Origin of the sequence: uncultured Nostoc sp. (assembly GCF_964247315.1) — a bacterium.
Taxonomy (GTDB): domain Bacteria; phylum Cyanobacteriota; class Cyanobacteriia; order Cyanobacteriales; family Nostocaceae; genus Nostoc.
Genome location: NZ_CAXTTT010000020.1, coordinates 32,315 through 49,507, shown reverse-complemented (window position 1 = coordinate 49,507; position 17,193 = coordinate 32,315). Strand labels below are relative to the sequence as shown.

18 protein-coding genes are annotated in these 17,193 nt (G+C 41.2%); 4 read left to right on the top strand and 14 right to left on the bottom strand.

Features of this window, described 5'->3' with window-relative positions:
* Positions 1 to 11 precede the first annotated feature (11 nt).
* The 13 genes from ACFE93_RS08600 to ACFE93_RS08540 form a co-directional block, all read right to left on the bottom strand.
* Complete coding sequence (locus ACFE93_RS08600) at positions 12 to 320, bottom strand: hypothetical protein (RefSeq protein WP_375472910.1); 309 nt, start codon at positions 318 to 320, stop codon at positions 12 to 14.
* Between the two features lie 192 nt (positions 321 to 512).
* Positions 513 to 1,076, bottom strand: a complete 564-nt coding sequence (locus ACFE93_RS08595) for a Uma2 family endonuclease (RefSeq protein WP_375472909.1) — start codon at positions 1,074 to 1,076, stop codon at positions 513 to 515.
* A 621-nt stretch (positions 1,077 to 1,697) separates the two neighbouring features.
* Positions 1,698 to 2,459, bottom strand: a complete 762-nt coding sequence (locus tag ACFE93_RS08590) for a metallophosphatase (protein ID WP_375472908.1) — start codon at positions 2,457 to 2,459, stop codon at positions 1,698 to 1,700.
* 75 nt (positions 2,460 to 2,534) lie between these two features.
* Positions 2,535 to 3,344 carry a metallophosphoesterase family protein gene (locus ACFE93_RS08585; protein ID WP_375472907.1) on the bottom strand — a complete coding sequence of 270 codons (810 nt, stop codon included), beginning with the start codon at positions 3,342 to 3,344 and terminating at the stop codon, positions 2,535 to 2,537.
* Positions 3,341 to 4,159 carry a GTP-binding protein gene (locus ACFE93_RS08580; RefSeq protein WP_375472906.1) on the bottom strand — a complete coding sequence of 273 codons (819 nt, stop codon included), beginning with the start codon at positions 4,157 to 4,159 and terminating at the stop codon, positions 3,341 to 3,343. The genes ACFE93_RS08585 and ACFE93_RS08580 overlap by 4 nt, the downstream gene beginning before the upstream one ends.
* 352 nt (positions 4,160 to 4,511) lie before the next feature.
* A complete protein-coding gene (locus ACFE93_RS08575; protein WP_375472905.1) occupies positions 4,512 to 5,354 on the bottom strand; it encodes a 2-isopropylmalate synthase in 843 nt (280 codons plus the stop codon).
* 39 nt (positions 5,355 to 5,393) lie between these two features.
* Positions 5,394 to 5,576 (bottom strand): type II toxin-antitoxin system RelE/ParE family toxin, encoded by a 183-nt coding sequence (locus tag ACFE93_RS08570; RefSeq protein WP_375472924.1) that lies wholly within the window; start codon positions 5,574 to 5,576, stop codon positions 5,394 to 5,396.
* Positions 5,577 to 5,698: 122 nt separating this feature from the next.
* The gene (locus ACFE93_RS08565; protein ID WP_375472904.1) at positions 5,699 to 6,004 is read right to left on the bottom strand and encodes a type II toxin-antitoxin system ParD family antitoxin; all 306 of its coding nucleotides are present in this window, start codon (positions 6,002 to 6,004) and stop codon (positions 5,699 to 5,701) included.
* 123 nt (positions 6,005 to 6,127) lie between these two features.
* Entirely contained in the window at positions 6,128 to 8,188 is a 2,061-nt protein-coding gene (locus ACFE93_RS08560) for a ribonuclease catalytic domain-containing protein (RefSeq protein WP_375472903.1), read from the bottom strand.
* Between the two features lie 130 nt (positions 8,189 to 8,318).
* The gene (gene rpsR, locus ACFE93_RS08555) at positions 8,319 to 8,534 is read right to left on the bottom strand and encodes a 30S ribosomal protein S18 (RefSeq protein ID WP_012411240.1); all 216 of its coding nucleotides are present in this window, start codon (positions 8,532 to 8,534) and stop codon (positions 8,319 to 8,321) included.
* A gap of 2 nt (positions 8,535 to 8,536) precedes the next feature.
* Entirely contained in the window at positions 8,537 to 8,731 is a 195-nt protein-coding gene (rpmG, locus tag ACFE93_RS08550; protein WP_099100649.1) for a 50S ribosomal protein L33, read from the bottom strand.
* Positions 8,732 to 8,774: 43 nt separating this feature from the next.
* On the bottom strand, positions 8,775 to 9,332 hold the full coding sequence (locus ACFE93_RS08545; RefSeq protein ID WP_375472902.1) for an RDD family protein: 558 nt from the start codon (positions 9,330 to 9,332) through the stop codon (positions 8,775 to 8,777).
* On the bottom strand, positions 9,329 to 9,472 hold the full coding sequence (locus ACFE93_RS08540) for a hypothetical protein (protein ID WP_334845209.1): 144 nt from the start codon (positions 9,470 to 9,472) through the stop codon (positions 9,329 to 9,331). Before ACFE93_RS08540 ends, ACFE93_RS08545 begins: the two co-directional genes overlap by 4 nt.
* 170 nt (positions 9,473 to 9,642) lie before the next feature.
* Here ACFE93_RS08540 and ACFE93_RS08535 point away from each other — a divergent pair, with 170 nt between their 5' ends.
* Together ACFE93_RS08535 and glp are read left to right on the top strand one after the other, a co-directional pair.
* Positions 9,643 to 10,266 (top strand): PEP-CTERM sorting domain-containing protein, encoded by a 624-nt coding sequence (locus tag ACFE93_RS08535; RefSeq protein ID WP_375472901.1) that lies wholly within the window; start codon positions 9,643 to 9,645, stop codon positions 10,264 to 10,266.
* A 23-nt stretch (positions 10,267 to 10,289) separates the two neighbouring features.
* Positions 10,290 to 11,555, top strand: coding sequence for a gephyrin-like molybdotransferase Glp (glp, locus tag ACFE93_RS08530; protein WP_375472900.1), 1,266 nt, complete (start codon positions 10,290 to 10,292; stop codon positions 11,553 to 11,555).
* 271 nt (positions 11,556 to 11,826) lie between these two features.
* On the opposite strand, the gene ACFE93_RS08525 is transcribed toward glp, so the two are convergent.
* Entirely contained in the window at positions 11,827 to 13,059 is a 1,233-nt protein-coding gene (locus ACFE93_RS08525; protein ID WP_375472899.1) for a cysteine desulfurase-like protein, read from the bottom strand.
* 617 nt (positions 13,060 to 13,676) lie between these two features.
* On the opposite strand from ACFE93_RS08525, the gene ACFE93_RS08520 reads away from it, so the two are divergent.
* On the top strand, positions 13,677 to 13,898 hold the full coding sequence (locus ACFE93_RS08520) for a DUF4327 family protein (protein ID WP_104909503.1): 222 nt from the start codon (positions 13,677 to 13,679) through the stop codon (positions 13,896 to 13,898).
* 757 nt (positions 13,899 to 14,655) lie between these two features.
* A complete protein-coding gene (locus ACFE93_RS08515; RefSeq protein ID WP_375472898.1) occupies positions 14,656 to 17,073 on the top strand; it encodes a sucrose synthase in 2,418 nt (805 codons plus the stop codon).
* Positions 17,074 to 17,193: the final 120 nt, after the last annotated feature.

The following is a 17,193-nucleotide window of genomic DNA, read 5'->3' as shown; positions in this document are numbered from 1 at the left end:
TCCCATCTCAATTACTGTGCTGTGGGCAGTTGACCTTGTAGTAGCATCTGACTAGCAAGGGCTTGACAGCTAGGGCAATCGCAGCCAAACTTTTGGATGGCAAGCTGTTTTATTCTCTCTGTTTCTAGAGAGCGCATTGATGGAGATTGCGGATATTCTTGCGAAACGGGTACATTAACTGTCTGAGTATCAGCTGTTCTCAAAGTAGGATTGGCTAAATCTTGGGGAGAAAGCTTCTTTGCTAAAGCTGGGTTGACATTTAATACTGTCAAGGCGAAAAAGCTAGAGCAGCAAAGTAAAGTCAGTGCAATTTTATTCATAATTTACCTCATAATAGGCATTGGCACTATCTGAGTCTAGGCGAAAAGACTAAAAATTACCATTATAATGTTCAACTTGCCAGCAGAAATGCGATCGCTATGCGGGTGCTGTTGCTGAACCATCCTAAAATTATTGATAATAATTTTTTTGGGACAATGGGGTAAGCAAAGCTATACCGTCAGGTTTATTATTTATACTTGTAACTCAAATCCAGGTAATATATCTTCTCCAGAAATAATCGCTGGCATTTGAATAACTTCTACAGCTTTCAAAAGTCGGTAAATTTCCACTTGCTTGTCTTGAGGATTAATTAGCCAACCCAAACGCAAACCATTTTCTATGTATTCCTTCATTTTCGCTTGGATAGGTGCAAGCCGGTCTGTCTCGGAACGCAGTTCAATTGCAAAATCGGGTACAAGTGGCGGAAATTTTTTTCGCTGTTCTAGTGTTAAAGCTTCCCACCGTTCCAACTTTACCCAAGCCGCATCAGGAGAACGTTTTGCACCATTTGGAAATATAAAGATAGTTGAAGAACTAAAAACTTTCCCTAACTTAGCTTGACGATTCCAGATTTCTAAATCAGTAATCAGTCCAGCTTCTTGATTTCCACTTTCTCCTCCTACTGGTGGCACAATAATTAATTCTCCAGCTGCATTCATTTCCAGGCTTAAATCGCTATTAGCGATACACAATTGATAAAATTGCTCATCGGTTAAATGAGCAATCGGTTCTAGATTAAGCACAACAGTATTCATTGAATCTTTCCTCGTGCCTTTGTTGCTAACATTCCGTTATACCAATTCTGTATGAAGATCCATATAACAAGACTCCTTTGTAGTTCCCCCAAAGTTCGCCCGATGCCTTGGAAAATGTAGTCGGGGGGAGTAAATATATACAGCTTCACAAAGAAATAGTATTACCTTTATTTAAAAGTTTAGCAGGAGTAAATTAACGTGAGTTCTGATTGCCAACATCAGAGTATATTAAAAATTTATCTCAATAATCTGAAAACTATAGCGTATAATTATTTACATTAAAAGCAACAATTATCTCGATCTTTTTAACCTCATAGACTTTGATGAATTTGGTGGAATAAAAAAATATGCGGGAGAATAAATCTCCCACAAAAAAAGCTGATGTTGGAGGTCATAGCATTTATATAAAACTAATCTAACAAATAAACTGAATTATTGCAAAATATTATCAATAATTTAAGCATCTGGCGATCGCCTCCGGTGAGGCGTAGCCCATCGCAATAATCCACCTAGAGACGCTTTCTTCAAAGCGGTAAGCGTAGCAAGACAAAGTACAGCCAGTGCCATTTCGCGTCTCTAATTTGAACTGGTTGCTGCATTCCTCCCCAAATCTGGGCTTTCTTAAACCCCAGATTTAGATTTTATAGACTTGTGCTGGCTTTGAAATCCCTTGCTATTTCCGTAACAAATAGTCTTGAATTCCACCTGATTTGTACCAGGGTTATAGAGAGTATAGGTAGCTTGACCTGGTGTGCGTCCCACATTCCCCACCCCAATTACTTGACGCGGTGCAACGGTAAAAGTTTGAGGAGATACTTGCTTATCAAGAGTGGTAAGTCCAGTAGTAATAGAACCAGTTTGTAGTTGATACTGAAAAGTTAAACCAGAACGACCGCAGAATAAGTTATTCGCTTGCATCCGCGACAGTCTATCAAGCATTTGGATTGGGGTAGTTTCTGGAGTCAGTTCGTCATCCACACTTACCGTTGAACCGTGGATTAACAAACAATCTAATTCAAAAAAACCAAAGTCAAGGTTTCTCAACCATTGTACCGTCTGACGGGAAACACACTCCCATAACAACTTTACTGTCTCTCCTCCATATTTTGCGATCAATTCAGGAGCATCTTCAGTCGGCCCCAGACCATGCAGAATAAAACACTGCTCTTCCCACCACCCCTTACAAATCAGGGGTTCTAATTCTCCCTGGCGTGGGTTAAGCACTCGTTCTACTAACTTCTCGGCTTCTGGTCTTGGCCCTACTAAATCGCCTAAAATATACAAAGCTTCTACCCTGTCACCCTGACGCTTAATGTCAGCTATTACAGCTTCATAAGCTGCAAAGTTAGCTTCAATTCCACTCAAAATTGCCCATTTATTCATATCTTTTTTTTTAACGCAGAGGAACGCGAAGGAAAGCGCAGAGGAGCGCGGAGAAAGAGGAGGAGGGGAGAGAGATTACCTTGTGCAAACATGAGTTGGGTCATCTGCCCGTTCTGCATACTCCAGTCCATGCGCTAAACGCCACGCAAAGATTGCAGGTAAACCTTTTTCAATAATCGCCGCACAGGTTTTCTGGTAGTCGTAAGCCACTTCCCGCAGTTTGACCTCTTGGGTATCAGTGTCGTAAATTACATAAGTAGCATTCGGTCGTCCATGTCGCGGTTCTCCCACTGAACCCACATTCACAATTCGTTTGAGAGGAGATGTAAAGCTGATTTCCTGGGCTTTTTCTCCTCTACCAACACTAACTTGTAATTGACCAGCATCCAGAGTCCGGGCGTAAGGCACATGAGTATGACCACAAAATAGCACATCTGAATCTGTGGAAATTACTCGCTCTAGTGCTACAAAAGCGTCGAGTTGAGGTAGTAAATATTCATGGTTGCTATGAGGACTACCGTGAACAAAAGCTAAATTTCCTTTTTTGAGACTGTGGGGTAACTTGGCTAAAAATTCGCGGTTTTCTGGGTTAATTTCCTTATTAGTCCACTCGTGAGCTTGTATTCCTCTTTTTTCTGCCAATAACGAGGGATAACTGCAATCGCAAGCGTTTAAACCTTCCACAATATCTTCATCCCAACAGCCGACGCAGGTGGGAATATCTAAAGAACGAATTTGAGCAACAACAGCATTGGGATGCGGCCCATATCCTACTAAATCGCCAACACAAAAGATTTTTTCGCATGAGTGCTGGTCAATATCTAGCAATACAGCGTCTAAAGCTTCGTAATTGCCATGAATACATGAAATGACAGCTATTTTCACACTGGTTCCCCCTCTAATAAAATCTCTTTTACCTGTTGTTGGTATTGCAAAATCGCCGCGTCAGATAAACAGCAATCTGATAATGTTTGCCTTAAAGCTGCTTCATCCAAGTTTTGTCCCACCACTTCTAGTCCACTGAAACGCTGAGGTCTACCTTCTAAGTGGCGTGGTAAGTCTAATTCCAGAAAGTCTGTTTGGGGAATGCCAGCGACAAAATCATAGTAAAGCGACCTGCCATCGTTAACGTCAAAAATTCCTTTAGCACGGGTGACAATACCGTAAGCACCGTGGGTGATTTCGTGCCAAAATTCCTCTAGATTATTTTCATCAATGACTTGACCGTTGCTTGCTGCCCGCCATAAACTTTCACCAGTACTGGTTTGGGTTGGTGCGCCGCGTACAATCTCGTTTGCCCAAGTATGGTATTCAGAGTCTTTGAAGTCTGGTGGTAAGACTGCTATGGCACGGTAAGTCAGATTATCTAATATTTGTGCGTTAGCTGCGATCGCCATTCGCGGTAGCGTCTCTGAAAGAGAAGGCATTGCTCCCAACTCTAGATAAAATCCCCATTCGATATAAACTGCATCTGCTTTAGGTATTTGGTTGATAAATTCAACTTCCTGACCGTCACTAAAAACTTGTATACCAGGAAATTCAGCAGCTATGCGATTTTGGTCAATGGGAACAGTCCCAGTACCAGGGCTGTAATAAATTATTTTGTCAACATCGGCGATATCTCGCATCTGTTGACAAACCCAGGTAGTTTTTCCAGCCCCAGATAAACCAGCAACGACAATAATGTTTGGTACAGACATAACTATAATGATAATCATTTTTATATGATTTGGAATATAGTAGCAAGAAAATTGCTGACTTTACCAATGCCACACAGTTGTACCATCTGGTTTATCGATTAAAATTACTCCCACTGCTTGCAATTGGTCGCGTATAAGGCAATACGGTTCAGTTAAAGCTAAAATCCTTCGCCAAAGTCAATTTTTTTAACGAACCGCCAAGGACGCCAAGGACGCAAAGAGAAGGAAGAAATTTTGTTGGGTTGTGCTTTGCTTAACCCAACATACAATTTTTCTTAACTGAACTGTATTGGCGTATAAGGTCTGAAGCGGCGTTGTTGCGTGAATAGGTAATACTATTTACTTTTATTAGCTATTTTGCTTTTCCAATCCCAGTTATTTGAAAAATTAACTCTGCCGCTTTACTCATTAGCGAAGTGTTAATCTCAAGTTGATAATTCTCCTGTTTTAAAACCTCTATCACAACTTTGCTGAAATCTGCGTTACCTTTCCTTGCACCTAAGCCATTAATTGCACATTCAATTTGCCTCACCCCACAACTCAAAGCAATGAGTGAATTATCTACCGCCATACCCAAATCATCATGACAGTGTACTGAAACGACAACTCGATCGATATTTGGTACTCGATTAAAAATCGTTTGCAGAAGTTGCGAAAACTCTTCTGGCGATGCCAAGCCTAAGCTATCAGGAATACTAACAGTAGTAGCACCACTCTTGATTGCAGTTTCAATAGATTTACACAAAAAATCTGGCTCACTTCTGGGAGCATCAAAAGCGCTCCATTCTACATCATTACAGTAATTGCGTGCCAGAGAAACACTCTTTTTGATTGTTGCTAATACTTCTTCTTTGCTTAATTTAGACTGATTTTTCAGATTTACTGGAGTATAAGTGTGAATTCTACCTCTGATTGCTGGTTTAATTGCTTCAGCAAGAGTGATTATTTCATCTGAATTGGAACTAGCTAGCCCACAAACAGTAGAATTTTTAATTATTTTAGAAATATTAAAGACTTCATCAAAATCTTTTTGAGAACTTCCCGGATAACCAACTTCAATAATATCTACTCCTATTTCTTCAAGCAATTGGGAGATGATGATTTTTTGTTGTAAATTCATCTTTACACCAAGCGTCAATTCTCCATCACGCATGGTGGTATCAAAAATAATTACTTTGTGATTATTTCCTAACATACTGGCTAGAGATAGCGATCGCTTACATCAAATACAATCTTAAGGAATATCCTCACTTAAGAAAACTGTCTCTAAATCTCGATAACCACTGACAATACGTACACCTTCCACACCGCCATCAATAGGGCGATAAAATATTAAGTAATTTTCTACTGGGAAACTTCGTAAACCACTGGCAAAAGTATCGGAACTTTGCCCCATATTAGGAAAATCAGCTAACAGTTTACACTGCTATTTAATTTTTTCGTTGAGTCTTCGAGCCGCATCAGGATTGTAGCGGATAATATAGCTGCTAATTTCTTTCAAATCTAATCTAGCTGAAGGTGCTAAAATACACCTACTCATTATTTAGCAGTCTCAGCTTGTTGCATTTGGGCTTGGGCGCGTCGAATATCTTCCTCTATTTCTCCAAATACCTCTTCACCATCAATTCCTTCACCACGTTCGAGTTCTTCGATACTAACTTGGATTTTAGCTTTCAATTCTGCTAGACGTTTTTCTTGGATGCGTTGGCGTAGCCCGCCGCAGGCATCGCGTTCATCTAGCAATCTCAATGCTTCACCCATCACCTCACTTACTGAGTGATATCGACAACTATTAACTTTATCCTTAACCAACTGCTCTAGTTCTGGGGTCAAAGATACATTCACAATTATTACCTCATTCTATTTACTCTATATCGTAACCGAAAGGAGTTGGAGCAAAGTTAAAATAATTCGTAATTGATAATACTAGCCTATAGCGAGTATTACGAATGACAAATGACAAATTAGTTAATTCGCCGCTGTTTGAGCTTCTTGATAAATTATTTCTTGAAACTGGATCGTATCTTTTTGTGGATCGGCGTGGCTAACTTTCACCACTATCTGTTCGCCCAAGTTTACAGAACGTTTGAAAGCCATTGGCAACTGCAAGCCCAAATCTTCTAACAAAATTAGGGCTAAATTGCTGTCTTCTCGCAGCCACATCAACACTGTTACATCCCAAGTTTCCTCTGGATGACGGCGTAAATACTCTAGTGCATAATATCTGTTAGTTTGTCGTTCCACCATCGTCACCTCTTGGGTGATGCTGGTGACAGTCATCATCACTTCTTTAAGTTGATCTGCGGAAAATGGCAGAACTTCACCCCGCAAATGGGCTTTAATTTGAAAGTGGGTGAGTAAGTCACTGTAGCGGCGGATGGGAGAGGTTGCTTGGGTATAGGTATCCAAGCCCAAACCAGCATGACGCAAAGGCGTAATGCTCATTTCGCTCTTGGGCATACAACGACGCATGGCGCAAGCGCGAACGAATCCGGCCGGAAGTAGAAGCAATTCCTCATCTGGAGGTAATTCTGGTTGCGGTTGACCGCGAAAGGGCAAAGGTATGTTATGAGTTTTACCATAACGAGCCGCAACTTCACCGGCAACAATCATCATTTCTGCTACCAGTTGCCGCGATGGGGAATCGTCCAAAATATCAATGTGGATCTCCTCACCTTTAACTTTGATCGTCGCTTCCGGCATAGTGATGCTAATTGCCCCTTGGGCGTAACGCCAAGCTTTGCGCCGCTGTGCCCAAGTTGCGATCGCAGCAATTTCCGGTTCTGCTTGTACCCGTAATTGCAGCATTTCATCTACATCTTCGTAGGTGAGGCGATAAGTCGGCTTAATCAAGCTTGTATGAATGCTGTAATCTTCTACTGCCCCAGTTGTACCTAAAATAATCCCGAAACTGAGGGCGCAACAAACCTTTCCCTGGATCAGACTCATAGGCCCAGTTGCCAATACCTCTGGAAACATGGGAATCATTCCCGTCGGTAAATACACTGTACTACCGCGCTTTCTGGCTTCCAAATCTAATTCATCTTCCGGTACTAACCATCTAGTGGGATCGGCGATATGCACCCACAAGCGTTCCCGTCCATCGGGCAGTACTTCCCAACTTAGACCATCGTCGATCTCTGTGGTAGTTTCATCATCAATGGTATAAACCTTCAGGTGAGTCAGATCAAGGCGGTTTGTATCTGAGTCAATCGGCGGGAAATCCAAACGCTGTTGCGCCACTTCTAATACCTTATGAGGAAATTGAATTGGAATTGAAGAACGACGCAGGAACAAGTTTTCATAAGGACTCCAGCAACCCAAATCCACCAATAGTTGAAAGGCTCCTTGGGGTGTTGTGGGTCGTCCCAGCATGGTCATAGTTTCTAATACCGCAGCACTAGGCGGATAAGCACGAGCCAAGGAGTCATAATTAACCCCCGTCCGCACGGTGTCAGCTATTAGCGCTGCATATTTTTCTAGTCCTTCTAAGCGCTGGCGATCGTGGCGCCCCCACTCTACTACTTCACCTTTGAGCGCCTGCTCTACGCGAGTTAAAAATTCCTGCTGTCCTTTAGCTTTTAGTGCCTCTACTTCCAGTTGGTGCTGGCGTTCTGCCACTTGAGCAGCAGTTCTTGGCTCGTAAGCATCTCCTTTTTGCTTGAAATAAAGTTTGTCGTCTGATAACAAGCAATAGGCGGCGTAACAAGGAGCTGCGGCTGATTCTGAAAATAGCAGATTCGCCATTTGGTCTGGAGTAACTGTTTCCCCATCTTCAACCAGTAATTCCCAAGCCACTTCTAAACTAGATGGGTCTAAATAAGGCTTGATCTGCTCCAAAAAGCTGGCAATCTCAGAGGGCTTGTAAGTCTGTCCAGTAACTGTATAAGTTATTTGTCTAGGCGCGAGGCTGTGGGATTGACCGCGTTCGTCTACCACAAACCAGCGGGTTTTACCGTCTGGACGTTCTACGATGCCCAGACGGCGATCGCCTTGAACCCTAAATTCAACTAGCGTCCCCTTCTCCACAACTCTCGCACTCTAATTTGGTGAACAGTTTAAATAGTTTTAAGTTAAAAGCTAGGAGTTAGGAGTTTTGATTTTTAACTCCTGTACAGACGCGATTAATCGCGTCTGTACTCATAACTCATCACTCTTTTTAGCCTTCCGCATTGATAAATGGCAACAAAGCCACAATCCGCGAACGTTTAATTGCTAATGTCAACTCTCGCTGTTGCTGAGACGTAAGCCCGGTAATCCGACGTGGCAGTATCTTTCCCCGCTCGGTGACAAACTTACGCAATAAATCAACATCTTTATAATCGATTGGTTCTCCTGGCTTGATCGGAGAAAGGCGACGACGGAAATAACTCATCTCTACTTAATTTCCTTGTGAACAGTATGTTTGTTGCAGTGGGTGCAGAACTTTTTCAGTTCTAGCCTGTTAGTGGTGTTGCGGCGATTCTTGGTACTGGTATAACGTGTAACACCAGCAGAACGCTTATCTGGATTTGTCCGGCACTCAGTACACTCTAGTGTGATAATAATGCGGGCACCTTTACTCTTAGCCATAATCTTACAAACAGTGAAGCCTGAAGAGAATTAACACAAATGACTATCTTCTCACATTCCGCCGCATATTTCCAACTAATCTTTTAATTTTTATATCGAGCGAGTAGCCACGACGCGACGAAACGATGAAAGTTCCACAATAGCGATCGTGTAAAGCCTGCCGCATCTGGGTATCAGAGAAAGCAGTCCCACAATCAATTGCTAGGGGAATTACTAGCAGTATAGCAGTGGGATTGGCTCTAATATTGCTCAGGGCAATTGACACTAATAAAGCACCTAAGCCGATAATCGCCTCTCGCTTCACCAGTGAGAGCAAATCTGGAATTCTGCCCACTACTTCTCCATCTTCAACTGACAACACCTTTAAATCGAACGCCCAACGCCCTAAACTTTGCCCTTGGTTGTTATATACCACCAGCACCCGCAAAACCAGCCAAAGTATTACAAAAACTAAGATTTCAACAAATTGAATCCCGATATTGCTGCCTCCCAGTAGGGAACTGACTAACCAGACACCAAGGAAATCAAGTCCCAATGCCATACCTCGCCGCCCAATCTCAGCCTTGGGATAGTGTTTTTGGGGAAGTCGTTCGATAGTCATACAAAATAGGTATTTTTATTTAGGGGTTGGGAAATAGCGATCGCTCCTGTTTTTAATATTAAGATGATGACTCGGCTAGTTGCTGCGCTATAAAGGAACAAAAACCAGTCAACAAAAATTTGTGCAACTAACAACTGCATAACTCAAAAATCGGATTAAACTTCTATGGCATTTTTGATACTCTAATGATATTTAGTAAGCATCTCACAAAGTAAGCGTTACACCTCATGGATGCAACACACAAGAGGGTTGTACATCTGTATTGTATTGTTGTAGAAACTTAATTTTAATTAATTTCAGGGTTGCATTGATGACACATCTATTTACTAGAACAGCTATTAGTCTGGTGACGACTACTGTAGCGTTAGCGATCGCCATAACCACCAACAACCTAGCTCATGCTGCTGAGTTCAACTTTAACTGGAAAGGAGACACAGGTTATTCAGCTCAAGGTTCATTTAATTACGATACAACAACTGCTCCCAGCGTCATTTCTGAAACAGGCTCGAAACCTACGAAGAACTTGCAATCTCTCTCAATTTCCTTTTTTGATCCCTTGAGTAATCTCATTAATAGTTTCACTCCAGTGGTTAGTGGCATATCTAACTACGACTATTTGAGATTCAACTTTGATAGCACTACCCAGAAAATTTTTGGCCCCTTTGATGTTGGCAAGGATGATGAGTCTGCTGGCGACACATGGCTTAATAATAATCTCGCACTTATAGACGAAGATTTGAGTGATGAGGTTCTAGTGAAAGAATTTGGTTTTAATAATAGAGATACAGCAGGCAAAAAGCAAATACTAGATTTAAGCAACAATTCGGTTCAGGTATCCAAAGTCCCCGAAGGAAGCATAATTATCGGTTTACTAGCAGTGTGTAGTTTGGGATTTACTGCTTATAGAAATCTAGACAAAGCTACTCAAGAATAAAAGAAAAGTTGGAGGCGATCGCTATGTTATCAGTCAGCGATGCACAAGCAATTATTTTCAATTTGGTGCAGCCCTTGGATCGTCAACGGGATACAGAAGTTGTAGATTTATTGACAGCAGATAGTCGCATTTTGGCAACACCTGTCACCAGTCCGCTAGATTTTCCCCATTGGGATAATTCGGCAATGGATGGCTACGCAGTTCGCTACGAAGATGTACAGCACTCTAGCACTGAACAACCAGCCATTTTAGAAATTGTTGAAGAGATTCCGGCTGGGTATCAGCCCAAGTCTACGATTCAACCAGGGCAAGCCGCGCGAATTTTCACGGGTGCGGCGATTCCAGTAGGTGCAGATACTGTAGTCATGCAAGAGAAGACACGCCGCGAGGAAAACCGCGTATTTATTCTAGCTGCACCAAAACCGCAAGAATTTGTCAGACACCAAGCATCTTTTTATCAAGCTGGAACACAACTACTACCAGCAGGAATTAAGTTAAATGCTTCAGAAATTGGCGTATTGGCAGCAGCACAGTGTCCGCAATTAAGTGTTTATCGCCGTCCGCGTGTGGCAATTTTTTCTACTGGTGATGAGTTGATGACAATCGATCGACCGTTGCAACCAGGGCAAATTGTAGATTCTAATCAGTATGCGCTGGCAGCTTTGGTGAGACAAAGTGGCGCAGAACCGTTAATTTTAGGCATTGTTAAGGACGATCCAGTTGCTTTGGAGAAAGTTATTGCCCACGCCATTGCGATCGCTGATATAGTTCTCTCTTCTGGTGGTGTTTCAGTGGGAGATTATGACTATGTTGACAAAATTCTAGAGTCACTAAAAGCAAAAATCCACATTCGATCTGTGGAAATCAGTCCAGGAAAACCCCTCACTGTCGCCACTTTCCCCACTACAGACGCGATTAATCGCGTCTCTCCCCACTCAGCACTATATTTTGGCTTACCAGGGAATCCTGCTGCTGTGTTGGTGACATTTTGGCGGTTTGTGCTACCAGCAATCAAGAAACTTTCGGGAATGACTGAAGGTTGGAAACCAGTGTTTTTGAAAGTGCGATCGCATGATGAATTGCGATCAAACGGCAAGCGTGAAACTTACCTTTGGGGTAAATTGCATTTAATTGATGGTGTTTATGAATTTCACAAAGCTGGTGGTAGTCATAGTTCCGGCAATTTAATTAATTTAGCTCAAACCAATGCCTTAGCCGTTCTCTCAGTAGGTAAAACATTAATTTCTCCACAAGAAGAAGTGCAAGTTTTGCAGCTTAGTAATGGGTAATGGGGATAAAATAATTCGTAATTCGTAATGACGCTCGCGGACTCGCTAACGCTACGCTAACGTAATTCGTAATTAAAAACAGTTGTATAAGGGGATTTAGACCCTGTGTCAAATAAAACCACCTATAGATGAGCGCGTAGCGTCTTTGCAAGAGAGGAGGAATTCAATCCCCATTACTTGGCTTTAAGATATGTAGGGGGAGCAGGAGATGAAAAAAAGGCTTAACCCAAGCATCTTGAATTAAACCCGATAATTACGAATTACGAATTAGTTAAAATATCTGCTCAAAAGCCTCAATCAAGTTGTTAACCTCCTCAAGGGTGTTGTAATGCACCATACTTACCCGGACTATTCCACCTTGGGAGGCTAACCCCAAGTATTCAATGAGCCGTTTAGCATAAAAGTCCCCATAGCGAATTCCAATATAATGTTGGTCAACTTTTACCGGAATAGTTGAGCTATTTATTCCATCAACGACAAAAGATATAGTTGGTACACGGGTTTGGCGGTCAGCCTTTGATTGACCAATAACTCGCACATTAGGCTTACTGTTCAGGTAATTTAGGAGGCGATCGCTAATATGTTCTTCATGTATGCTAATTAAATCAAATGCCTGTACCATTTGATTTCTCAAATCAGGTGCAGTTTCTTTTCCGTAGTGCAATTGTGCTAATTCACTTAAATAATCACATAAACCTAACATTCCATAACTTAATTCAAAATTGACATTCCCTAACTGAAATTTATAAGGTATATCTGTCTGGTCGATAAAATAATGGTTAAGACCAGGCAATCTTAATAAATGTTCTTCTTTACCATAAAGTAAGGCATGATGCGACCCATAGACTTTATAAAAACTCAAAGTATAAAAATCAACATCTAAATCTTGGACATCAACTAATCTGTGAGGTGCATAAGCTACACCATCTACGCAAATCATGGCGTTGCGATCGTGTACAAATGCAGCAATTTCTTTGATTGGATTAATGCTTCCCAGAACATTAGAAGCATGAGTCAAGGCTACCAGTTTTGTGCGCTGACTCATTAATGGTTCTAAGTCTGCTAAATGAAGTTCCAAAGTCTCTGGACGAACTTGCCACACTTTTACCTTCATTCCTTGTTTTTCAAGAGCTAACCAAGCACCAATATTGGCCTCATGGTCACAATTAGTAACAATAACCTCATCACCAGGTGTAAAGGTTTGACCCAGACACATTGAGAGAACTTTCAACATCATTGTAGTAGATGGCCCCATAACCACTTCTTTAGAAGAATTGGCATTAATGAAAGTAGCCATTCCCCTAGTTGCTAAAGCCAATCGTTCTCCAGCAAGTTGAGAAATCGCATAAGAGGCTCCTAACTGGACATCAGAACTTAGGAGAAATTCGCTAATTCTATCTACTACTTTTTTCAAGGTTTGTGACCCACCAGCATTATCAAAAAAAGTCCATTCACCAGCTAGAGCAGGAAAATATTGACGAACTTTATCAAGATTCAAGAGCATAATATAAGTAAGTTTTCTAGAGAATGTTCTTTACCCTAGCTTACCTTCTGACAAGTCGCCCAGAGAACATTTACATTCTCTTTTGATGTTTGCAGCTTGTTGTCCCAGCCTTCTTGCTCTAGACATCTAGTGAAAAAGAATGTAGAAAGATGTAGCAGTGCTATGTCTCTACAAGGGTTCTAGATAATGCATATTATTTAATTTCTGAAGATGTCTTCTGCAAGAACCTATCTAAAGAGGGTATACTTAAACCCATAAAGAGTATTTTACTATTTGTAACTATACAAGTTACATCTCTCCCCAACCCTCACCCTACTTGCTTTCATAGCAGGAACGCTAAGAGCGAACAAGTCAGTCGGGACGACCAACGTAGTGGCAACCCTTATAAAAGGGAAAGTAGTCGGGTATTTCTGTATCTCATGTTGGTGTAGCCTCTGTCTTTGACACGCTGTTCGCTTTCGTAGAGAAGTTGAAATATCCTGTATTTAACTTCCAGCAACTATTAATGTCTTGATTCTTCACAATTCTCGCCAATTTTATTTGATAAGTTTAAGGGAGAGTCAAAGCAACTATTGTTTTGAGTCTTAATTCCTTGATTGAAAATAAAGGAACGACTTATGAACACTACGGTTAAATATGACATCAACGTTATCAAGCAAGAAGCACTTCAACTTGTTAAAAAGAGACTTGTTAACCGCCAGCAGCCAATTTATACCCTCTGTAAATATATTCCTCATCGTGACTGGGTTAATTTTGAACTTGAGTTAGAAAAAAATGAATTTCTATTCAGAGATAGAATTATCGATTTACTGAATCACGAATCTTGGGAAGATGATTAACGCTGCATAAAGCTAAACCACTATTAGCTGTATCCTAATAAAATCAAACTTACAAATTCATTTTTCAACATTAAAAACTCTCGAATTAATCGGGGGCTATAAGCAAGAGATTATTAAAGTAAGCAATAAATCTTGATGGATGGCTGAGGAGCTTGAAAAGATAAGAGAACCATCGCTAGCGTAGCAATAGTTCTCTGTTAAGCAAGTTGGCACAATAAAAACAAGCTGTGTGAAGAAAAGTAAACAAGGCTCAAACCCTTTTTCTCCCTTCTTTATCCCAACAATAATTATTGACACCGAGCTATGGTGTACACACAAGTTTTTTAGAGTTGTCCTACAGACTTACCATTGTCCTCTTGTTCGCTTACTCTGTATGGGAATGGTTAGACATTTTGCCACAATCATACTAGAAAACCATAACTAGAAAATATTGACTGCCAGTAATTGTAAATTAATTTTTAATTTTTAATTTTTAATTGTTAATTACGGTGTCATGTTCTACTAGCGATCGCTCCAATTTTGCTTTACTGCTGAATCGGGAATAGTATTTTATACCTGATTGAGAAGAAAACCTATTTAATAATTATCATTTTTCTATCATCCCATAGACTTAAAGTTATCATAGCCTTTCATCCCAGAGCTAGAAGCGAAGATTTTTACTGTAATCTATCATCTGGGAGGAAATAGACCTCAGCAAACCGAAAACTGGAAAGAAAAATGAGGTTGTTACCTAGCTAAATTTCTGGAATTCGTCATCATGTATGAACTAGTTCAAGCTCTCTCCAACGGTGATGAAAAAACTGCTCTACATCAGTTGATTTATGCGTTGAGTACTTCAGGTAAGCATTACTTCCTAAGAAATGAGATTTTGCAAGCTTTTGGTGACTACTGTCATCAATTCCAAAAACCAGCCTATTTTTACTACTCTTCTTCTCTTGGCAAACTAATACAATATACCCACGAAATAATTCTCGAAGAGGAAAGTACTTGGTTCGTGATTCGACCGAATATTGCTAATCAAGAAGTTTGGCAACTGACAGCCAACTTTAGCAGGTTTGAGCAGATGACGCCTCAAGCACTGTTAGATGTAAGAGATCGTCTAGTCAACCGCTACCAACCCCATATCCTCGAAATCGACCTTCACCCCTTTTATGAAAGTTCTCCAAGAATTGACGACGCTAGAAATATTGGTCAAGGTTTAGCCTTCCTCAACCGTTACCTATGCAATCAATTGTTGACTGACCCCCAATATTGGGTAGAAATGTTATTTCAAGCATTACATGGGCAGCAATACAATGGTATTCGCCTATTATTGAGCGATCGCATTCCCTCCGGTATTCAGTTAGCCAAGCAAATTAAGCTAGCGCTGAAATTCCTAAGTGAGCGATCGCCTGATGAACCTTATGAAAAATTCCGCTTTGACCTGCAAGAACTCGGCTTTGAGCCGGGTTGGGGTAACACTGCGGCGCGAGTCTGTGAAACTTTACAACTCCTCGACCGACTCATTTACTCCCCAGAACCTGGCATCTTAGAAACATTTGTAGCCCGCGTCCCCGCCGTCTTTCGCGTCGTCCTCATCTCTATCCACGGCTGGGTAGGACAGGAGGATGTTTTGGGAAGAGATGAAACACTCGGTCAAGTTATCTACGTCCTCGAACAAGCTCGCAGCTTAGAAAACGAGCTGCGCAAACAAATTAAACTTGCTGGACTTGACCAGCTAGGCATTAAGCCCCATGTAATTATTCTCACTCGACTAATTCCTAACTGTGAAGGGACGTTTTGTAACCTCCGCTTAGAAAAAGTTCAAGATACTGAGAATGCTTGGATATTGCGCGTTCCTTTTGGTGAATTCAATCCCGAAATCACCAATAATTGGATTTCTAAGTTTGAAATTTGGCCTTATTTAGAACAATTTGCGCTTGATGCAGAAAAAGAATTACTAGCTCAATTCCAAGGTAAACCTAATCTGATTGTTGGCAATTACAGTGACGGTAACTTAGTAGCCTTTCTCCTATCTCGCCGAATGAAAGTTACCCAGTGCAACATTGCCCATTCTTTGGAAAAACCTAAACATCTATTTAGCAATTTATATTGGCAAGATTTAGAAGACCAATATCACTTCTCAGCACAATTCACTGCCGATTTGATTAGCATGAATGCAGCCGAATTCATCATTACATCGTCCTATCAAGAAATAGTCGGCACGCCTGATACCATAGGTCAATACGAGTCGTACAAGTGGTTTACAATGCCGCAGTTGTATCATGTGGTTGATGGCATTGATTTGTTTAGTCCTAAATTCAACTTAGTGCCACCGGGAGTAAATGAAAATATTTTCTTTCCCTATAGCCACAAAGAAGACCGAGATATTAACCTTGGCACCAAAATTCACGACTTACTCTTTATCCGCGAAGATCCCCAAATATTAGGTCACTTAGAGAACCTTAATAAGCGACCAATTTTTGCTGCTGCTTCCGTCACTTCAATCAAAAATCTCACTGGGTTAGCTGAATGCTTTGGTCAAAGTCAGCCGTTGCAAGAGCATTGTAACCTGATCCTCTTAAGTGGGAAACTGCATCCACATGAAGCTACAAACCCAGAAGAAGCAGAAGAAATCCAAAAACTTCACGACATCATTGAGCAATATCATCTCTATGGTAATATTCGCTGGATAGGGATGCGTATCCCGACTTGCGACCTCGGCGAAGCTTACCGGGTAGTTGCAGACTCTCAGGGAATTTATGTCCATTTTGCCCTCTTTGAATCCTTCGGGCGGAGCATTTTGGAAGCGATGATTTCCGGCTTGCCAACTTTCGCCACTCAATTTGGTGGCTCTTTAGAAATAATCGAGAACCAAGAGAATGGATTTAATGTTAATCCTACAGATTTAGAAGGAACAGCTAAGAAAATTTTAGACTTCGTTGAGCAATGCGATACTCATCCTGAACATTGGCACGAAGTCTCAGAACGGATGAGTCAGCGAATTCATAATAGATATAATTGGCATTTACATAGCAATCAATTACTTTTGCTAGCTAAAATGTTTAGTTTTTGGAACTTTGTTGCTCCAGAAAATAACGAGGCCAGAGATCGCTATATGGAAGCCTTATTTCATCTCATTTATAAACCTAGAGCCGAAAAGATTTTGGAAAAGCACATGGGGCACGGTGCTTAGGGAATGGGGAGTAGGGGATGAGGGGACAAGGGAACAAGGGGACAAGGAGAATTAGAGACTGATTCATCCACCTCAAAGACTCGTTCATCTACCTCGGAACTCCGTTCATCTCTCTCAAAG